General features: G+C 57.6%; 18 protein-coding genes and 2 pseudogenes. 12 read left to right on the top strand and 8 right to left on the bottom strand.

Annotated elements, in window-relative coordinates:
• The first annotated feature begins 172 nt into the window (after positions 1–172).
• The 6 genes from BKX96_RS09585 (at position 173) to BKX96_RS09560 (ending at position 3,847) form a co-directional block, all read left to right on the top strand.
• The gene (locus tag BKX96_RS09585; protein WP_046819162.1) at positions 173–826 is read left to right on the top strand and encodes a hypothetical protein; all 654 of its coding nucleotides are present in this window, start codon (positions 173–175) and stop codon (positions 824–826) included.
• Positions 826–1,257, top strand: coding sequence for a phage holin family protein (locus BKX96_RS09580; RefSeq protein WP_046819163.1), 432 nt, complete (start codon positions 826–828; stop codon positions 1,255–1,257). Before BKX96_RS09585 ends, BKX96_RS09580 begins: the two co-directional genes overlap by 1 nt.
• Entirely contained in the window at positions 1,254–2,075 is an 822-nt protein-coding gene (locus BKX96_RS09575; RefSeq protein ID WP_077183644.1) for a DUF3618 domain-containing protein, read from the top strand. The genes BKX96_RS09580 and BKX96_RS09575 overlap by 4 nt, the downstream gene beginning before the upstream one ends.
• Positions 2,076–2,205: 130 nt before the next feature.
• A complete protein-coding gene (locus BKX96_RS09570) occupies positions 2,206–2,454 on the top strand; it encodes a hypothetical protein (RefSeq protein ID WP_077183642.1) in 249 nt (82 codons plus the stop codon).
• A gap of 23 nt (positions 2,455–2,477) precedes the next feature.
• Positions 2,478–3,644 carry a carboxylate-amine ligase gene (locus tag BKX96_RS09565; protein WP_077183640.1) on the top strand — a complete coding sequence of 389 codons (1,167 nt, stop codon included), beginning with the start codon at positions 2,478–2,480 and terminating at the stop codon, positions 3,642–3,644.
• Positions 3,641–3,847 carry a hypothetical protein gene (locus BKX96_RS09560; protein ID WP_179092139.1) on the top strand — a complete coding sequence of 69 codons (207 nt, stop codon included), beginning with the start codon at positions 3,641–3,643 and terminating at the stop codon, positions 3,845–3,847. The genes BKX96_RS09565 and BKX96_RS09560 overlap by 4 nt, the downstream gene beginning before the upstream one ends.
• A gap of 87 nt (positions 3,848–3,934) precedes the next feature.
• On the opposite strand, the gene BKX96_RS09555 is transcribed toward BKX96_RS09560, so the two are convergent.
• Positions 3,935–4,369 (bottom strand): hypothetical protein, encoded by a 435-nt coding sequence (locus BKX96_RS09555; RefSeq protein WP_046819168.1) that lies wholly within the window; start codon positions 4,367–4,369, stop codon positions 3,935–3,937.
• A 143-nt stretch (positions 4,370–4,512) separates the two neighbouring features.
• Between BKX96_RS09555 and BKX96_RS09550 the strand changes: the two genes are divergently transcribed.
• The gene (locus BKX96_RS09550; RefSeq protein ID WP_077183638.1) at positions 4,513–6,060 is read left to right on the top strand and encodes a phospholipase D family protein; all 1,548 of its coding nucleotides are present in this window, start codon (positions 4,513–4,515) and stop codon (positions 6,058–6,060) included.
• A gap of 145 nt (positions 6,061–6,205) precedes the next feature.
• Positions 6,206–6,472 (top strand): hypothetical protein, encoded by a 267-nt coding sequence (locus BKX96_RS09545; protein WP_077183636.1) that lies wholly within the window; start codon positions 6,206–6,208, stop codon positions 6,470–6,472.
• A 149-nt stretch (positions 6,473–6,621) separates the two neighbouring features.
• On the opposite strand, the gene BKX96_RS09540 is transcribed toward BKX96_RS09545, so the two are convergent.
• The 3 genes and pseudogenes from BKX96_RS09540 to BKX96_RS33510 form a co-directional block, all read right to left on the bottom strand.
• The gene (locus tag BKX96_RS09540) at positions 6,622–7,299 is read right to left on the bottom strand and encodes a class I SAM-dependent methyltransferase (protein ID WP_077183634.1); all 678 of its coding nucleotides are present in this window, start codon (positions 7,297–7,299) and stop codon (positions 6,622–6,624) included.
• Between the two features lie 310 nt (positions 7,300–7,609).
• On the bottom strand, positions 7,610–8,752 hold the full coding sequence (locus tag BKX96_RS09535; protein ID WP_410454526.1) for a methyl-accepting chemotaxis protein: 1,143 nt from the start codon (positions 8,750–8,752) through the stop codon (positions 7,610–7,612).
• Between the two features lie 114 nt (positions 8,753–8,866).
• Positions 8,867–9,175 (bottom strand): annotated as a pseudogene (locus BKX96_RS33510) (PAS domain-containing protein); the annotation flags it as partial.
• Between the two features lie 516 nt (positions 9,176–9,691).
• Here BKX96_RS33510 and BKX96_RS09530 point away from each other — a divergent pair.
• The 4 genes and pseudogenes from BKX96_RS09530 to BKX96_RS33165 all read left to right on the top strand — a co-directional run.
• Positions 9,692–11,833, top strand: a complete 2,142-nt coding sequence (locus tag BKX96_RS09530) for a methyl-accepting chemotaxis protein (protein ID WP_077183618.1) — start codon at positions 9,692–9,694, stop codon at positions 11,831–11,833.
• 267 nt (positions 11,834–12,100) lie between these two features.
• Entirely contained in the window at positions 12,101–12,577 is a 477-nt protein-coding gene (locus BKX96_RS09520; protein WP_077183616.1) for an Xre family toxin-antitoxin system antitoxin, read from the top strand.
• Complete coding sequence (locus BKX96_RS09515; protein ID WP_077183614.1) at positions 12,577–13,035, top strand: RES family NAD+ phosphorylase; 459 nt, start codon at positions 12,577–12,579, stop codon at positions 13,033–13,035. The genes BKX96_RS09520 and BKX96_RS09515 overlap by 1 nt, the downstream gene beginning before the upstream one ends.
• 115 nt (positions 13,036–13,150) lie before the next feature.
• Positions 13,151–13,285 (top strand): annotated as a pseudogene (locus tag BKX96_RS33165) (DNA/RNA non-specific endonuclease); the annotation flags it as partial.
• Between the two features lie 351 nt (positions 13,286–13,636).
• Here BKX96_RS33165 and BKX96_RS09505 read toward each other — a convergent pair.
• The 4 genes from BKX96_RS09505 to BKX96_RS09490 all read right to left on the bottom strand — a co-directional run bounded on the left by BKX96_RS09505 (position 13,637) and on the right by BKX96_RS09490 (position 17,322).
• Complete coding sequence (locus BKX96_RS09505) at positions 13,637–14,482, bottom strand: LysR family transcriptional regulator (protein WP_077183610.1); 846 nt, start codon at positions 14,480–14,482, stop codon at positions 13,637–13,639.
• Positions 14,483–14,577: 95 nt separating this feature from the next.
• Entirely contained in the window at positions 14,578–14,841 is a 264-nt protein-coding gene (locus tag BKX96_RS09500; RefSeq protein WP_077183608.1) for a DUF2790 domain-containing protein, read from the bottom strand.
• 171 nt (positions 14,842–15,012) lie between these two features.
• Positions 15,013–16,299 carry an SLC13 family permease gene (locus BKX96_RS09495; RefSeq protein ID WP_077183606.1) on the bottom strand — a complete coding sequence of 429 codons (1,287 nt, stop codon included), beginning with the start codon at positions 16,297–16,299 and terminating at the stop codon, positions 15,013–15,015.
• Between the two features lie 69 nt (positions 16,300–16,368).
• Positions 16,369–17,322: a D-2-hydroxyacid dehydrogenase family protein gene (locus BKX96_RS09490; RefSeq protein WP_256721440.1), complete on the bottom strand. Its 954-nt coding sequence runs from the start codon at positions 17,320–17,322 to the stop codon at positions 16,369–16,371.
• Positions 17,323–17,697: the final 375 nt, after the last annotated feature.

Raw genomic sequence — 17,697 nt, 5'->3', positions numbered from 1 at the left:
GCCCACGGCGCGCAACAGTTCAGGAAATTTGCTGCCCTCTTGCGATGTACTCATCACTCATCATTTTGTTGGAACTCCCCATGACGCTGCTCCGTCATCAGCAATAGGGGGGCTGCGGCTGTTTCGTGGCGAACCCTGCTAACGCTTTTTCACTCCGAAGGCGAGGGACGACATGAACACTACAGACAGCACGACCGGGAGCCAGCCAGGCAACCCCGTCTCATCAGGACCAGGACAGCCAGACCCAGGCCAGGACTTTCAACACATCAAGGAAAACGTGACTGAGGCCCTTGGCGGTGCAAGGCAGCAGGCGGATGAGCAGTTCGGCCAATACCGTGACACAGCAGCAGACCAGATCGAGGCGCTGGCCGAAGGAGCAAAATCCTTTGTGTCGCAAATTCAAGACCAGGACAGGCTTGGCATGTCCGATTACCTCGCCGACATGGCGGAGTCCATGAGCGGGCTGGCGGGGAACCTGCGCGGCAAAAGTGCGGAACAACTGCTGCATGACGGCGCCGAGTTGGCGCGCAATAACCCGGCATTGTTCATTGCGGGCAGCATTGCATTGGGCTTTGGCCTGTCACGCTTTCTCAAGGCTGGGGCCGCGCCGGCGGCGACACAAGGCGATGCCGGCGATCCGGCAGCAGGGCATTCAGTGCCTCCGTCGGGCGGCTTCGGTGCGCAACGCCCCTACGAAACTTCGGTTCCATCGCGCACCGATCACAATCCTGGCCTGGCCACCGGCATAACGCCGGCTTCGCCCAATGAACAGGATCATCCATCGGACTTCGCGACCCATTCCACATCCTTCAAAGGAGCGCTGTGATGAACAGAGAAGATCAAGACTTACCGGGCGTTAGACCGGTACCCACGCCTGAGCCTGACGCTACGGTCGTCGGCCTGCTACGTCAGTTGACCCGCGAAGTGCCTTCGCTGTTTAGCAAGGAACTGGCCTTGGCCAAGGCCGAGTTGCAAGCCAGTCTCACGACGCTCAAGGCCGGCATAGCCGGTGTTGCCGGAGGTGCGATTGTGCTGCTGGCGGGGTTCATCATCCTGTTGATGTCTGCGGTCTACGCCTTGAGCATGGTCATGGCACCGTGGTTGGCGGCGCTGATCGTCGGCGTCGTGGTGATGATCGTTGGGTTCGCCATGCTGCAGTCCGGAAAAAAACAGTTCGAACCCTCCCACTTGAAACCTGATCGCACGCTGGACGCCTTGAACAAAGACCAGGAAGCGCTTCGCAGGAGAGTCTCATGAACACTGAATTCGACATTGAATCGCAGAAAAGCCCCGAGGCCATTGAGCGTGATATCGATGCACAGCGTGCAAGCATCGGCAATATCGTCGATGCGCTGGAAAGCAAATTCACCCCGGGACAGGTATTTGATCAGGCGTTGTCGTTCATGCAGAGCAACGGCACCACGTTCCTGAACAACCTTGGAACCAGTGTTCGCAACAATCCCGTTCCCGTGGTAGTGACGTCGGTGGGGCTGTTATGGCTGATGATGAGCCAAAACCGTGCGCCGACGCCTCGTCCGGTTTATCCAGTTGGCCCGGAGCGCAACAAGGTAGGGGAGTGGACCGAAGGGCTGGGTGAGGGCATCGACAGTGCGCGAGAGCATTTGCACCAGACGGCGGACACCCTGAAAGAGGGCTACCAGGCTGTCAAAGGTAAAGCCGCGCACCTGGGCGATAACCTGGGCGCTGCCAGCGAAAACATCAGCCACGCCATGCATGACGCCAGCGACCGACTGGTGCGCAGCACCCAGGTGATGAGCAATCAAGTCAGCCACTTGTTGAAGGAACAACCGCTCATGGTTGCCGCGGCGGGCATCGCATTGGGGGCCATGCTCGGTGCGGCAATTCCCTCGACAGCGACCGAGCAGCGCTACATGGGCAAGACCAGCGCAGAGCTGGCCGACAAGGTCAAGCAGCAGGCGCGGGAGGGATTTGAAACGGTGCGCGATACGGTGACCAAGACCACGGAGCATGCGCAGGTGGAGAAGCCGCAAGGGGATGGCCACGCAGCCTCCAGTCAACCGGCCGATCTGTCTCGCGGATTGGGGACCTCGTAAGGCGTCGCGGGCAAAGCGGGAGGTCGAACGCCGGCCTCCCTTTTTTGCGTCAGACACCTCTGGTCGGCACTCATGAACCGACCTCGAACCCAGTTGATCCACTCAGAAATCACTCCGGGATTGCACTGCCATGAACGCCTTCAAAAACCAGCTGACGCCGTCCCAGGAACGAAGATTGTGTGCATTGGATTGCTGGCACCGAGCGCTCGACGACATCGCGCTGCGCATGGAATCTCCCGATGCCTATCACGAAGAACTGCTACGCCAATCGGATGAGATGGACCGCTTGCGGATTGTCAGTTGGCAAGAGTGGCGCGACCTGCGAATAAAGGCGGACGAGGCGTTTCTGCGCGCGGTAGCGGGAGAGGATTATCACTGAGTGTGCACGCCGAGGGCGCATCGATGAACAGACAGCTGAGGTTCGGCATTGAAGAGGAATACTTCATCACCGACCTGGCCACCCGGCGCATGACGGAGCTGCCGCCCGAGGCTGCGATTGAGGCGTGCAAGGCGGTGGTGGGCCCGTGTTTCGCGTACGAAATGTTCCAGGGTCAGATTGAAGTGGCTTCGCCCATCTTCACCTGCATGGCTCAGGCAGAAGATTACCTGTTCGCTGCTCGCCAGAGCATTCGGCGTGCGCTCGAGCCATATGGCCTGGGATTGCTCTGCGCAGGGAGTCACCCTTTGGCTGACTGGCGCGCGCAACAGGCCACCGAGCACCATCATTTTCTCCAACTGTTTGCAGACTACCAACGCGTCGCCAGGCGCAGCCTGTTATCCGGTCTGCATGTGCACGTTGAAATTGCGAGTCACCTTGATCGTATCCAGGTCATGAACGAGATCTTGCCGTGGACGCCGTTGTTGCTCGCACTGAGCAGCTCCTCGCCATTTTGGGACGGTGCTGACAGCGGCTTCATGAGCTACCGGCAAACGGCCTGTGACGAGTGGCCGAGGATGGGCATTCCGGAGTTCTTCGAGGACGAGCCTGCCTACGACGCTTACGTCGCCTTGCTGATTCGTACCGGCTCGATCACGCAGGCCAGTGAATGCTGGTGGGGACTAAGGCCCGCATCACGGTATCCGACCCTGGAACTGCGCATGACCGATGCCTGCCCGTGCCTGGAAGATACCCTGTGCATCGCGTCGTTGTTTCGCGTGCTGGTGGCCTACGCGACTGATCAACCTCGACCAGGACTGGCCTATTCGCAAACGTCGCGCTGGATCCTCAAAGAAAACCGCTGGCGAGCGAAACGCCATGGCATCCATGCGTCGTTCATCGTTGAAGGCTACGAGCGACCCTTCTCGGCTGAGCAGTGGCTTTTCCTGGCGCAGCAGATTCTTGCCGATACGGCGCGCACGCTGGGAGTGGAAAACGTCTTTGCCCAGGCCCGCCGGATTCTGCGCAATGGAACCAGTGCAGACCGCCAGCGCAGCCTCTTCGAGCGCGCCTTGCGCAGCCAAGAGAATGCGCATGCCGCTCTGGCAGGGGTAGTGGATCAGTTGCTGATGGAAACGTCGCGAAAGCCCTGCACAAGTGAAGACGTGAAACAAACGGCGTGTGAGTCGTGAGCAAAGCCTGGCATCCGCTGATTGTCCCGCCGCAGCTGACGCTACAAGCTGCCGCCTCCAGTGCGAACAGCCAGATCTTCATGCTGGTCGGTTTTGCCGTGCTGATACCGGTAACCCTCATTTACAACACCTATGGCTTCAGCGTCTTCAGCGGGAAGGTTCGTGCATTACCGGGTGAGAAAGAAAGTGTTGGAGATGAATAGCGCTTGCCGGTCGGTTCACGAGGGGTAAGCAGGTCAAGACTTGATGATGCGTAACCTGCCCCCGTTTTTTTTCGCCCATCCCAGACGTCAGCCCAACAATAAGCCTGCAGCCCGAGCTCGTAACGCCATCACCAGATTGGCCGGCATTTTTTTGATTTCTTCAGGCCAGAGCGCCAGGTGCCCGCGAAACTCTCTCGATTCATCATCGTATTTCGAAATATCAGCCAGCACAAAGCTGTACCGGCTGAGATAGGCCGCGGACAAATCATCGGCCAACGCCCTGGCCGGTTCACCGGTTAATGCCAGGCACCATTGCGCGATTTCAATGATGCGTTCACCGGGCGTTCGCGGTTCCAGGCCATGAAGGAAGTTAAGGATGTACTGGTTATAGAGCAGGGCGCCTTGCTCGGGCTCATCCGTAGGACTCCCGGGGCAATGACGGCGTTCCCAAGGCAGGACGTAGACCATTTTGTCCATTGCAGTCTGAAGAACATAATCCGATGGTTTAACCAATCGATGCATAATCTTCTCCCCGAAAAAAAAACGGTTTAGCTAGGGTAGCTCATCCATGGGAATCGGTAGGTTGCATGAAGAAAACCAGAACTGGGCTTTACTGAAATAATCCAGAACCCCTCTCGTCGACATTGAGGACGATTCCCTTGACCATGACCCTGGTCGCCCCCGCACTGTTGCTCACACTGCTGCTGGCCGGCTGCGCCACGCCTCGCTTGCCCCACGAGAAAAGCGAGGCCATCCCCGCCGGCGAGTCGGCGTTCGGGCGTTCGATCCAGGCGGCAGCGGCCCAGCAGGAAGGGCGCTCGGGTTTTCGTCTACTGCCCAACAGCAGTGAAGCGTTCCGGGCGCGGGCCGAGTTGATCCGCAATGCGCAGAAAAGTCTCGATGTGCAGTACTACATCGTGCACAACGGCCTGAGCACCCGGGCACTGGTGCGTGAACTGCTGCTGGCGGCCGATCGCGGCGTGCGGATTCGCGTGTTGCTCGATGACACGGCCAGCGACGGCCAGGAAGAAGTCATCGCCACCCTGGCCGTGCACCCGAACATCCATGTCCGTGTCTTCAACCCATTGCATCTGGGGCGCAGCACCCTGGTGACCCGCACCATGGGTCGTCTGCTCAATCTGTCCCAACAGCACCGGCGCATGCACAACAAGCTGTGGCTGGCCGACAACAGCGCGGCGATCGTCGGCGGCCGCAACCTGGGGGATGAGTATTTCGACGCCAAGCCTGATCTCAATTTCACCGACATGGACCTGCTGTGCCTCGGCCCGGTCGCCGAGCAGTTGGGCCACAGCTTCGATCAGTACTGGAACAGTGCCCTGAGCCAGGCGATCAGCGACTTCCTGATCATCAAGCCGACCGCCGAAGACTTGCAGGAGAGCCGCCAACGCCTGGAACAATCACTGCAGGCCATGCGTATCGAGAACCAGGCCCTGTACGACCACCTCATGACTTATCGCACTCATCCGCAACTGGCGACCTGGCGCCAGCAACTGATCTGGGCCCATGGTACGGCGATGTGGGACGCCCCGAGCAAGGTCCTGGCCGACGACGAACCGGCCCGCTCGCTGTTGATGGCCACGCAACTGCGCCCTGAGCTCGATGCCGTCCACAAGGAGCTGATCCTGATCTCGGCGTATTTTGTCCCGCAAAAATCCGGCATGCGCTACCTCCTTGGACGTGCCGATGCCGGTGTCGACGTGCGCCTGTTGACCAACTCACTGGAAGCCACTGACGTGCCGGCGGTGCATGGCGGCTATGCGCCTTATCGCAAATCCCTGCTCGAACATGGCGTGAAGCTCTATGAGCTGCGGCGCCAACCGGACGACCCCAGTAGTGGTTCTTCCTTTGGTTTCAGTGGTGGTTCGGACTCCAGCCTGCACACCAAGGCCATGATCCTGGACCGGCAGAAGGTGTTCATCGGCTCCTTCAATTTCGATCCGCGTTCAGTGCTGTGGAACACTGAAGTCGGGGTGCTGGTCGACAGCCCTGAACTGGCCGGCTACATGCGCAAGCTGGCGCTTGAGGGCATGGCGCCCGCGCTCAGTTACCAGGCTCGCCTGGAAAACGGTGAGGTCGTCTGGATCGCAGAGGACGACGGTCGCCTGCATGTGTTGCGCGAGGAACCCGGCAGCACATGGCGCAGCTTCAAGGCCTGGCTCAGCGACAAGATCGGCCTGGAGAAAATGCTCTAGACCGTCCATGCCCCCGACCTTGTGGGGTCGCCTGTATCGACTATCGTTAAAACTCCCACTCCAGAGGATCTTTTGGAATACCTGTGTTTCCGGTCAATGACCGGGGAACTCCAGTGATTGAGTACTCTTGAACAGGAGAAAAATCATGCTTCGCAGGGTTTACATGACGGCATTGGCGACACTGGCCCTCGCTGCTGGCACATACGGCATAGCGTTACCGGTCCATGCGACCGACCAGGCTGACCAACGGCAGGAATCGCGCGATACCAAGCAGGAAGGGCGAGACGCCGCCCGGGAAACCAAGGAAGAATGCAAGGAGGGTGATGAAAAGAGCCGTGCTGATTGTCGCCAGGACAAGCGCGACACCAAGCAGGACACCCGCGACACGGCCCGGGACGTCAAATATCAATAGTAAGGCGGCGAGCAGGCTTGCTGGCGATGCGATGGTGGCCGTTATGCCGCCATCGCTGGCAAGCCAGCTCCTGCAGGATTTGCGGGGTATCTTGGATTTGTGGCGTGACGCGCCGGCTTGCTGGCGACGCGGTAGTGGCCGTTACGCCGTCATGCCTTCTCCCGCGACTCGGCCACCATCAGCAACGACTGCGGCACCGGGCTTTGCGGGTGCTGCGGCTCCTGTAGGCCAGCCAGGCGAAAACCGGCCATGTCCAGGGCATTGAACCAGCTGGACAAGGTCCGCATGTACCACGGCATGGGTTGCCACTGCCCACCGAATCCACTGAACGTCTCTTCCCGCCAGCCATCCTGATAATCGCCCGCAGCCGCGTTCCACGGGTGCAGCGTCTGGATCACCAGCGCGCCGCCGGGGGCGAGCAGGGTGTTCATGGCTGCGAGCAAGGGAATGATGTCCTGGTGCAGCAAGGCGAAGTTGGCGCAGATCAGGTTGAAGTCGCGGCCGATATCCACTGACGCCTGCGCCAGCTGTTCATAGCTGGCCAGGTGCACCGTTGAGGCACCCGCCACTCGTGCCGCCTCGACCAGCGTCGCATCGCCATCCACGCCGACCGCCTCGATGCCTCGTTCCGCCAATGCCCGCAACAGCCAGCCTTCGCCACAGCCGAGGTCGAGCACGCGCTCGGGCTGGCGGCCCATGATCGCCAGCAGGATGGCCTGATCCGTGACCTTCAGACGGCTTTCGATGGCGCCGCTGCGCACGGCTTCGATCCAAGCTTGAGCGTTGTGGTGCCAGCTCTGCAGGAGGGTGAGTTCGTCGGCGGGCATGTCGATGTCCGGAGTGGTGGGCTGATAGAAGCATAGCGGACCATCAGCGCTGCCATTAAGCCGCTGGGTTTGATTGGGACGATGCGCCCTGTGCGTTGTCGAATGGAGTGACAAGCGAAGGTGGATGATCTGGCAGTTGTCGCACCCTCGTTTCGCAATCCCGTTCAGATTGAGAGGTGGACTGATGAACAGCATTATCTACATCGTCGGACTGGTGGTGATCGTGGCGGTCGTCCTGTCGTTCCTTGGATTTGCATAGTCCTGTCGGGCCGCAGCGACGGTCTGTGCCCGACCGTCGCTGAGCTTGGGGTTATCGGTTGAAACGCTCGGCCAGGCTGTGCAGATACTCGGCCATTACTTCGAGGTCCTGGCTGATTGCCGCACCTTGCTTGGCCTGTCCGGCACTGTGATCGCACAGTTGCGCAATGCGCGTGATCTGCTGATTGATGTCTTCCGTCACGTGACTCTGCTCCTCTGATGCCGAGGCCATTTGCTGGCTCATTTCGGTGATCCGGCTGACGGCCTGGCTGATGCCGACCAGCGCAGTCTGTACCGCCTCGACACGCTGCATGCTTTCGCGGGAAATCTGCTCACCGCGGGTCGCCGTCGAGACAGCGCGGTCGGCACCTTCGTACAGCGACGCAATAATGCCGTGAATCTGTTCGGTCGAAGTGCGGGTGCGTTGAGCCAGGGATCGGACCTCGTCAGCCACCACGGCAAAACCACGACCTTGCTCTCCTGCCCGGGCCGCCTCGATCGCTGCATTGAGCGCGAGCAGGTTAGTCTGTTCGGCAATGGAAGTGATCACATCCACGACGCTGCCGATCGATTGCGTCTCGCTCGCCAAGGCGTTCACCGCCTGGCCAATTTCGTTGACGGCGGTGTTCATGGCCTCCATGGCGCGCAGACTTTGCCCGGCCAACTCACTGCCATCCCTCGTCAACTGGTCAGCCTCGGCAGCGGCATGCGCGGTGCTGATGACGTTCTGCGTTACTTGCTGGTTGGTGGCCGCCATCTGCGAGATGGCGGCGGCGGACTGATCGGTTTCGCTGCGCTGGCGATCCAGCGACTGTGCTTGCTTACCGGACAGCTCGGATGACTGTGCCGCCTTTGCCTTTACGCTGACGCCGGCATCGACCAGCCGGCTCAGGGCTGTCTGCAATCGGGCCTCCTCACTGAGCATGGCCATGTCCAGTTGTCCTTGGGGACCATGATTGTCGCTATAGGTGAGGGCAACCAACCGGTCGGAAAATGCCTTCGGATGCTCAGCCAGGGTGCGCTTGATGGCGCTGCGTTGACGGGACTCGATCAGGTACCAGGAAATGCCCAGGCTCACCACCAGGACCCCCTGGGCCGAGGCCTTTGGCAGCCACTGATCCGCCAGCAGCGAAACCGCGCCGGCCACCAGCAATGGCCAACCGTGCTGCAGTGGCCGGAAAATCCGCGCGCTCAACGCGACGATCGGTTTGCCGGCGCGCATCCTTGCATACAGCGCCGTTGCCCGACGGATCTGGTCGCGGGTGGGCACCGAGCGAACCGACTCGTAACCGCTCATGCGGCCGTTTTCGTAGATGGGCGTGACGTAGGCACTGACCCAATAGAAATCACCATTCTTCGCGCGATTTTTCACAATCCCCATCCAGGGCTTGCCTTGCTTGATGGTGTGCCACATGTGCACGAACACCCCAGGCGGCATGTCGGGGTGGCGGACCAGGTTATGGGTCTGGCCGACCAACTCGTCGTAGGTGAAACCGCTGATGTCGACAAAGGCGTCATTGCAGTAGGTGATGCGACTATCAAGGTCGGTGGTGGAGATCAGTCGCTGTTCGCTGGGAAATAGTCTTTCATGGTCGGTTACGGGCAAATTCACGCGCATTAAGTGCGATCCCTGGTCGGATTATTATTATGGTGTGGAACATGCAAATCGGATCGATACGCGAGCTGTTCTACGCCCATTCCGAGGTCGGCGACCGCGCATTCGGCGACACTTTCTTTTCATTTGATGACAGAGCAGAGACGCACGGCCCACCTCCATCGCTGTAGGTGGGCCGTGGTGGCCTGCCGGATTTGCCCGCCATACAGCGTCGGCCCGCTGATTTCCTTGGTCAGTGAACTGTCGCTGATTTCACGCATTGACGAACGCTCGAGTGCGGTGCTGCATTTTATCGAGGAGGCTCAGGGTTGGGGGTAGGTTCATCTTCTACAAACACCTCACCCTTACTTTGGAGCCGCCGCAGGCTGCGATCTTTTGATCTTGCCCCTACCGCGTGAGATGAAACGGCCATGGGGCAAGCATCTTCTTGCCTTACGCGATGAATTGATTAGCGTGCTTACGAATTGGCCTGGTATTTGCTATCGAATTGCCATCTCAATGTCGCAGTGGATTAAGTGGATGTCGCTATCAAGTCATTTCATGCCGTTGTCCGCAAGCGAGAAGCGCTGGCTACCCTGGTTTGGCAAGACGGGGAAACTCACGATGGGCTGGTCGTGCTGGCTCAATCGATCGGCATACCCTGTGATCGAACAAACCTTCGAAGCCATCGCTGAAACCCGGGCGCAGTTGCTGCAGAACTGGACACGGGACCAGTGGGAACACCTGGCGGAACTTGCGGAAAACCTCGGTCGTGATTTCGCCAACCTCGACAGCAGTTCGTTGATGGACAAGCTCAACCAGGCGGCAGATTTTTCCGAGTTGTTTGTCGTTGATGCCAGCGGCCAGGTTATCGTGTCGACCTGGAGCCGCCGCGGAAAAAGCCGGTTCGAGCACTCCCGCGCATTGGCCGAAGGACTGAAGGCGCCGTTCCTGCATGGTCCTTACAGCGATCCGCTGACCTTGCAAATCGGGCCTTCAACGTCGCGCTTCCACGATGAAGTCACGCTGATGTTCTATCACCCCCTGCGCGTTGACGGCAAAGCCCTAGGCTGCCTCTGCGGGCGCGTGCCCAACGATGTACTGGGCGACCTCATCCAGCGCGAGGCCGGGCACATTTTTGCCGAGTCGGGTGACAACTATCTGTTCATGGCGCAATCGCGTTTTGATCCGGCCATCGAGCCCGGAACCGCCTTGTCGCGCTCACGTTTCGAGGACGGTACCTTCACCCACGGTGAAAACCTCAAAAGCGGAGTGCACACCCCCTGGAAGACCGTGCAGATCCAACGCCACACCGAACTGGAGCTGCGCTTTACCGACCCGTCGACCCAGCAACTGCACCCCGGCGTACGCGAGACCATCCGTGCTGGCTCCAACCTGTTCGTGACGTATCCCGGTTACTCGGACTACCGGCACATTCCGGTGGTTGGCAAGGGCGTTACCTTCCAGTTGCCAGGTTCGCCTGACCGCTGGGGCATGATGTGCGAGGCCGACCTGGAGGAAGTCTATCGCCGGCGCTCGCTCAGCCATGGCCTGATGAAACCCTATATCGCGACCATGACCGGACTCTTTGCCTGCAACTTTCTGGTCCAGCATTACAGCGGTCTGGAGCAGGGCGTGATCGATATTGTCGAGGTCTTCTGCATGACATGCGCCACGTTCCTGTTCAGCCGGCTCGGGCCCAACCGTCTCGCCGCAAGGCTGAACGAATTGACGGGCGTGATCAGGACCATCGCCGAAGGCGAGGGCAACCTGCGACAGCGCCTGGACATCAAGCGCATGGCCAACGACGAGACCGGTGACATGGCGCGCTGGATCAACAGTTTCATCGACCATCTGGACTCGGTTGTCGGGCAAGTGGTGAAAGCCAGCGGCAACGTCGGCAGCACCAACCAGATGATGCTGGGCCGCAGCCAGCAAGCCGGTGTCACGTCCACCGAAGTGGCCGAAGCGGTGCATCGGATGATGATCATCGTCGAAGACCAATTGGGCGAGATCCAGCAGGCCTCTGCCAGCGCTGAACAAATGAAACAGGCCATGGACGAAGTCGTCACCCGCGCCCGCGAGCAATTTCTCGCCGTGCAGGAAGGCACGCAGTCCATTCGCGATGTGGTCGAGCGTTCTTCTTCGAGCGTGCAGTTGCTCGACAGCAGGATGACCGAGATCGGCAAGATCACCGGCCTGATCAGCGACATCACCAACCAGACCAATCTGCTGGCGCTCAATGCGGCCATCGAGGCCGCACGCGCGGGTGAACACGGGCGAGGCTTTGCCGTGGTCGCCGACGAAGTCCGCAGCCTGGCCTCACGCACATCACGTGCGGCCGATGACATTCGGCACATGGTCGAAGGCCTGCAGAACGAAACGCAAAAAGCCGTCAGCTTCATGGAGGAGGGCGTCAAGGACGTCGATAACAGCCTGCGCCTGGCCGAAGACGCCTCTTCGGAAAACGTGCAATTGCATCAAGCGGTGGAAAGCATGTTTGCGATTATCCAGCAGCTCAACAAACGCAGCCTCGACTGCGGCAAGACAATCACAAAGGTCGATCACTGCTCCACACAAATGCGCCAGACCGTGGTGGTGCTGCAGAACAGTGCGGAAACCGTGAGACTCAACGCCAATAAACTGCAGAAACTGGTGGGGCAGTTCGAGGTGAGCAGCTGACTACCAGCAAGTTGGCTTGCGTTTCGTAGGCACGATCAGCGCTGAGTAATAACTCGTGTTTGTCGTTTGTGCGATTCCACTCTCGATCATCTTGCCGAAGATCAACATCCGACTCTTGCTGCTGACCTTGTTTCTTTTCGGATTGCCCTGTGCACGTTGGCCGCGACAGTCCGCAGATCAATTGCCGCCCGATGGCAGTACCTTGAGAAGATGAGATAGCCTATAGTTCATTTGACTGAAAATATTATTCATTTGGAGGAAGTGCTGATGAGCGCTTCAACGGTTGCCGGGCGTGCGACCAAAACCAAGGAAGAACCTCGTGAAGCCGGGATTGCGGCCTTTTGGCGATTCAGTTCCGCCCGAGAGTCTCTCAAGGACTCTGAGCGGCTGAAGCAGATCAAGGAGGGGTTTCCCGCCTATCTCGTCTACGCGATCAGACAGACCTTCGACCTCCATGAGCGCAATCTGGAAACGCTGCTCAATGCATCTTTCTCAACCTTGGAAAGACGTCGGCGTGAGCACAAGAACCTGGATTCTGTTGCCTCCGAACGCCTGGATCGAATTGCCACCGTGGGCCATTTGGCCGAGGAGGTTTTTGAGAGCCAGGAGAAAGCGGCTCAATGGATGTCGTCACCGAATAAAGCTCTCGGCGGAACAGCACCGATCATGCTCTGCGAAACCGAGATAGGCGCCAGGCAGGTTCGCCGCGTCCTTCATGCCCTTGAATGGGGTGGTGCAGCCTGATGAGGGCTTGGCGAATCGCAAAGGCGAAACGTGCGATCGATCTTTCAGGTATGGGGGCTGCCATCGAAGGAGGGCGGTGGAATGATCAGGATGTACCAGCTGTGTATATGGGGCTGACGCCTGCTATCTGCTGCCTTGAGACCTTCGTCCATGCGGGGGGCGAGCCTACGTTCCCGATGAAGATCACCTGTTTTGAGCTGCCCGCCGAGGCTGCACTTTACCTGGAGCCTGATCCGAAAACCTTGCCTGAAGGTTGGGCAAGTCTTCCCGCTGACCGTCCAGGCATGGACTTCGGGACAGCCTGGCTGAAGTCGAGCGCACACCTTGGATTGATCGTTCCCTCGGCCGTATTGGTCCTGGAGCGCAATGTTGTGATCAATCCCAACCACCCAGCGGTCAGCCAGATCAAGGTGGTCGATGTGTTCGACTTCATGTACGACCCTAGAATGTTCAAATAGGGCGTCGTGACGTTGCAGCACGCCTGACATTGGCAGGGTCCGGGATCGTATTTCACGCCAGGCATGCGCAGCTCAGCACTCGTTTATCCCTCAATTCAATTCGAAGATCTGAAGCATGTACCTATGCAAAATTGCAGTTGGGCTGTCCGCCTTTGTTTTGCTCTCTACCGGGGCGCAAGCCCGCAGCGTGCTGGACCTCCCCAAGCCGCCCGCTCAGCACCAGGAGCAAGCGTCTCGCTCGGGCTCGATCGGCCATGCGCCCGTGCGCTGGCGTGCAGTGCACGCAGTGTCGTGCTTGGCGGCGGTTAAGACCCTAGCTGCTGTCTCCCTTTAGTGTGCGAACGCGCCAAAGATAAAAGCTGCGCGATGGCTGGACGGAACCAGTTGGGACCTCGCGGTACGCCGTTCCGCGAGAGATGAGCGCAGTACCACAGTTGCCACGGAGTTGATAGGGACGTGTCGGGCCCCAACCATCATTCCAATAGACACGTTCTGCAAGAGCGTTGTTGTTCCGTTTCGCCTCCAGCGGGCCGCCTGAAGGGGCTGTGTCGACCGACGCTGTTGCGCTTACCGTCGACTGGAAATATTCCCCGGCGTCAAGTTACCGGGCGAGGCACTGAGCCAAAAACGTCATGACGGCCTGTACTGATGCGGTATGACGAATGTCACTATGAGTCACCAGCCACACTTCTCGTTCTAATGCCGGTCCAGAAATGCCAGCAGGCTTCAGTGAATATTGTTCACCGAGAAAGTACGGTAGCGCTACGAGTCCAACACCTGCTTTCGCTGCCATTGCCTGAATGTTTAGATCGTTGCTGCGTAGAAGAATAGGGCGATCACCAGCCTGTTCAAGCAACCATAGCTGCTGAGTGGTTTGTTCCATGCTCTCGTCATAGGCAATGAATGTCAGTTGATCAGCAGGTGTTCGATCCAGGTATTCGGCGGAACCGTACAAGGCAAATAGAATTGTTGTGATTTTTCGCGCGACAAAATCGGGCTCTGTAGGGCGGCTCAAGCGAATGGCAATGTCTGCCTCCCGGCGATTGAGGGACGCGCTGCCCAGGTTCCCAAGCAATTGCAGAGAGAGGTGCGGATGTTGTTGGCGAAGCATTCCTAGGTGTGGAGCAATCAGTGAACAGGCTAGCGCAGGTGGCGCGCTGACTTTGACCTCTCCGACAACCCCGGACTGGCCTGCTAAAGCACTTCGCTCCACTGCAAAGGATTCGACTTCCATGCGCTTACCTAGGTTGGCAATACGCTCTCCGTCCGCAGTCAGGACGTAAGCTCTAGGGCGACGGTCCACCAACTTCAGATTCAGCGATGCTTCCAGTGCACTGATTCGCCTTGCGACAGTAGCGTGATCGACTTTCAACTTGCGCGCGGCCGCGGATAACGACTGTTCCTGAGCAAACACCGAAAAGTAGCGCAGATCTTCCCAATCAAACATCACATAAGTCCTTTGCCGAGTTATGGTGCCTGCCTGTCACGTGGCAAGTCGATGTTGCCACAGCCAGACTGCCGATGGACGGCGCACATAAACCATCAGTTCTGAGAGTTGCACGATTGAGCAAATTTCCGATAACTGATGCGATGCAGGCTACCTTCGGTCGTACTGTAGGTCATGTACGCCTCGACCACTTGGCACTCTGCTGGATCAGGTTCATCCATTGCAATCACCTCGGCAACGTCGAGATTCATCGTGTAGCTATAAGGGGTAGCTGGGGGTTGCACTCTGTCTTGATCTGCATGAGCAAAAATGCTGATCGTTGCAATTACAACGGCGCCAATGGTGTTTGTAAATTTCATGATGTTTCTCCAGAAGTCACGTTGTTAACCAACATCGCCAGCCTCATTGGGTTGGCTTGTGAACATTCTGCTGAAACCTCTCTATGCTTAAAATTCCCCAGCTACGCACACGATCTATGCATTTTCGCACAAGCGAACCGGAACCTGAGCAATCACTCTGCCTGCGATCACTCAGCCCAGCACGCTCAAGAATGCCAATGTGAATACAACCGCTACACCCAACAGCGGAACCATGAAGAGTTGGTAGAAGAGTCGACTGCGTTCGGCTTCTTCTTGAACACCTGCCAGCGCCATCGCACCCGCTGAGGAGAATGGTGAAAAACCGGTCATGATTGCGCACGAAGTAATCACAGAAAACAGCACCGTTGGACTAACACCAGTCTTTGCGGCCAAGCCTGGGACGATTGGATATAACGTTGGCATGACTACGCCGAGCGTACTTGAGAAGAAGCTCATGATCCCCGCGCAAATACCCGTGGCGTAAACCACAGAATTGAATCCGACGTGTAATCCCAGCCATTGAGATAAAGCATCGATGGTGCCGGCTCGCGTCGCGACGGAGATGAGCATCCCCATGCCACACAGCAATATGATGATCGACCACGGCACCTTAGCCAAGGCAGTGCGTTCATCTCCGATTTTGAAAAACAGCGCCAAGACTACGCCTAGCAATGAGATAAACGTTGGATCTACGGCGGTTCTGACAGTTGCGAGTAGACCCTGCCCTGGAATAATCGCTGCCAGAAGGCTCGGTACGATGACCAACCCCAGTATGACGAGTACCAAAACTACCGTTTTACGTTGTACTTCGTCTAACGGGGGGGGTGCATCCGCCACCAGGCATCGGGTCTTATAGCCTTGCAACAAAACGTAGGCTGCAACAAAAAGAACGGTCTGTACAATTAGTGAGTCCAGTAGCAGTTGATGGGTGAAGAGATCGGCAGTAGCGGTGTCGAAGCCCATTTGTTCGAATATCCCCTGAGTTACTCGACCTCCAAGACTAATGCTGTTGAATGTGGTGGCCATTCCTCCGCATACGACGATCACAGCGCCTAGTAGTCGACTCATACCAGTCTTGCTCGCAACTGCCATAACCAACGGGGAGAGAAAAACAAATACAGCATAGTGTCCCGGCCCTACGCCAGAAATCAGCATCACCAATCCATATAAGGCAAAAGGAATAGCCGCAGGGCGATTGCGTGTTGCATAGACCACACGATTTGCAATTTGCTCAAGTGTGCCGTTAGCGATGGCAAAGCCGAAGAAGAACGTGACTCCAAAAATGATTAAAAACAGTTTGGTAGGCCAAAGTGAGATCAGTTCGTTCAGGGTCGTACCGGGGGTAGTAACGCTAAGGAAATAGGCGAAAACAATCGCCAATAGCCCAGTGTTCACGTTGAGCCAGTAGCCGACACCGATGGACGCCAGGATCGCTAATAAAATCAATAGGGTCAGCATCGAAGCCACCTCTTTTTTATTCTTGTTTTAGACCAGGGCCAATCGGCCCTGGGGGGAATTGCGAAGTGATCAGTGATGAGGCAGGAAGCGTGGGACATCAATACCCTTCTTCCAACCCAGTAGTGCATCAGCTGCGGCATCAGCGAACTGTGCATACATCTCATCGGTTGGCCAGCCGAGATGGGACGTGAGAATGACGTTCGAAAGACCAGTCAAGGCGTGCCCTGCTGGCAAGGGCTCCTGATCGAACACATCCAGTGCAGCGCCTGCGATCCGACCTTCTGCAAGCGTTCGCACAAGTGCGGCTTCATCGATAATCGGACCGCGCGCAGTGTTGATGATGTAAGCAGATGGTTTCATCAGGGCCAGGCGGCGCGCGTCAATCAACCCGCGGGATTCCGGGGCCAACGTGGCATGTACCGAAACGATATCGGACTGTCTCATCAGGTCATCCAGCTCCAATGCTTGGGCTCCAACCGCCGCAGCGTCTTCCCCCGTCAGCCTCGGCCCCCACGCTACGACATTCATGCCGAATACTTGGGCAACCTGTGATACGTAACGACCGATGTTACCCATACCCACAATACCCAGCGTTTTGCCGCGCAGGACCCGAGTCATAGGCGTTGGCCATTCACCACGTTTGACGGCGCTGTCGACCCATGGGATTTCTCTCATCAAGGCCATCATCAATCCGAACGTGAACTCGCCTGCGCTGGTGCAGAATCCTCCAGTGGCCTTGGCAATCACGATACCTAGCCGCTGCGCGGCCTCAAGATCGATGTGGTAAGCGTGATTACCCGTTTGAGCGATGATGCGAAGTTCCGGTGTCTGTTCCATAAACTCGGCAGTAAACAAAGTGCGCTCGCGATTGGCGATGACCGCATCGAAGCCTTTCAGATCGCCGGGCCCACTGAGCGGGCCGGTGAAGATTTTAACCTGCGCGTGTTCACGCAGTCGACGAATGCCTGCGGTATGTTCGTAGGCATTGTGAATATCGTTAAGGACGGCGATACGCATTTTCATCTTCCTCTTATTGTTAGGAGTTAAACCGGACAGTGATCTGTCGTCCAAATTAATTGGCTTGACCAATACAGGCAACGGAGTTTTTGGCCGCTTTCGGTTGAGAAAAAATCAACAACGTAGCTTAATTACTAATGCGTTATGAACTATCGGGTCGTCGCATTATCTCGATGTGAGCTAGTCAATGAGTTGGCGATAAGAAATTGTTTATTTCTGCATTATAAAAGCGTGCGACGGTGATAACATCCATGATTTATTGTGGTGGTAATGTCAGTGATAAATATATTTATCCCGGTCGGCGCGCAGCGTCTACTTCGGGTAGTAAATTTATATCCACGATCTATTTAGCGTCGTCGGCAAATGAAGTTTCGCGATCAT

The organism is Pseudomonas putida, assembly GCF_001976065.1.
Lineage (GTDB): Bacteria > Pseudomonadota > Gammaproteobacteria > Pseudomonadales > Pseudomonadaceae > Aquipseudomonas > Aquipseudomonas serbica.
The sequence above is the reverse complement of the archived record's forward strand: the minus strand, read 5'-3'. Positions and strand labels throughout refer to the sequence as shown.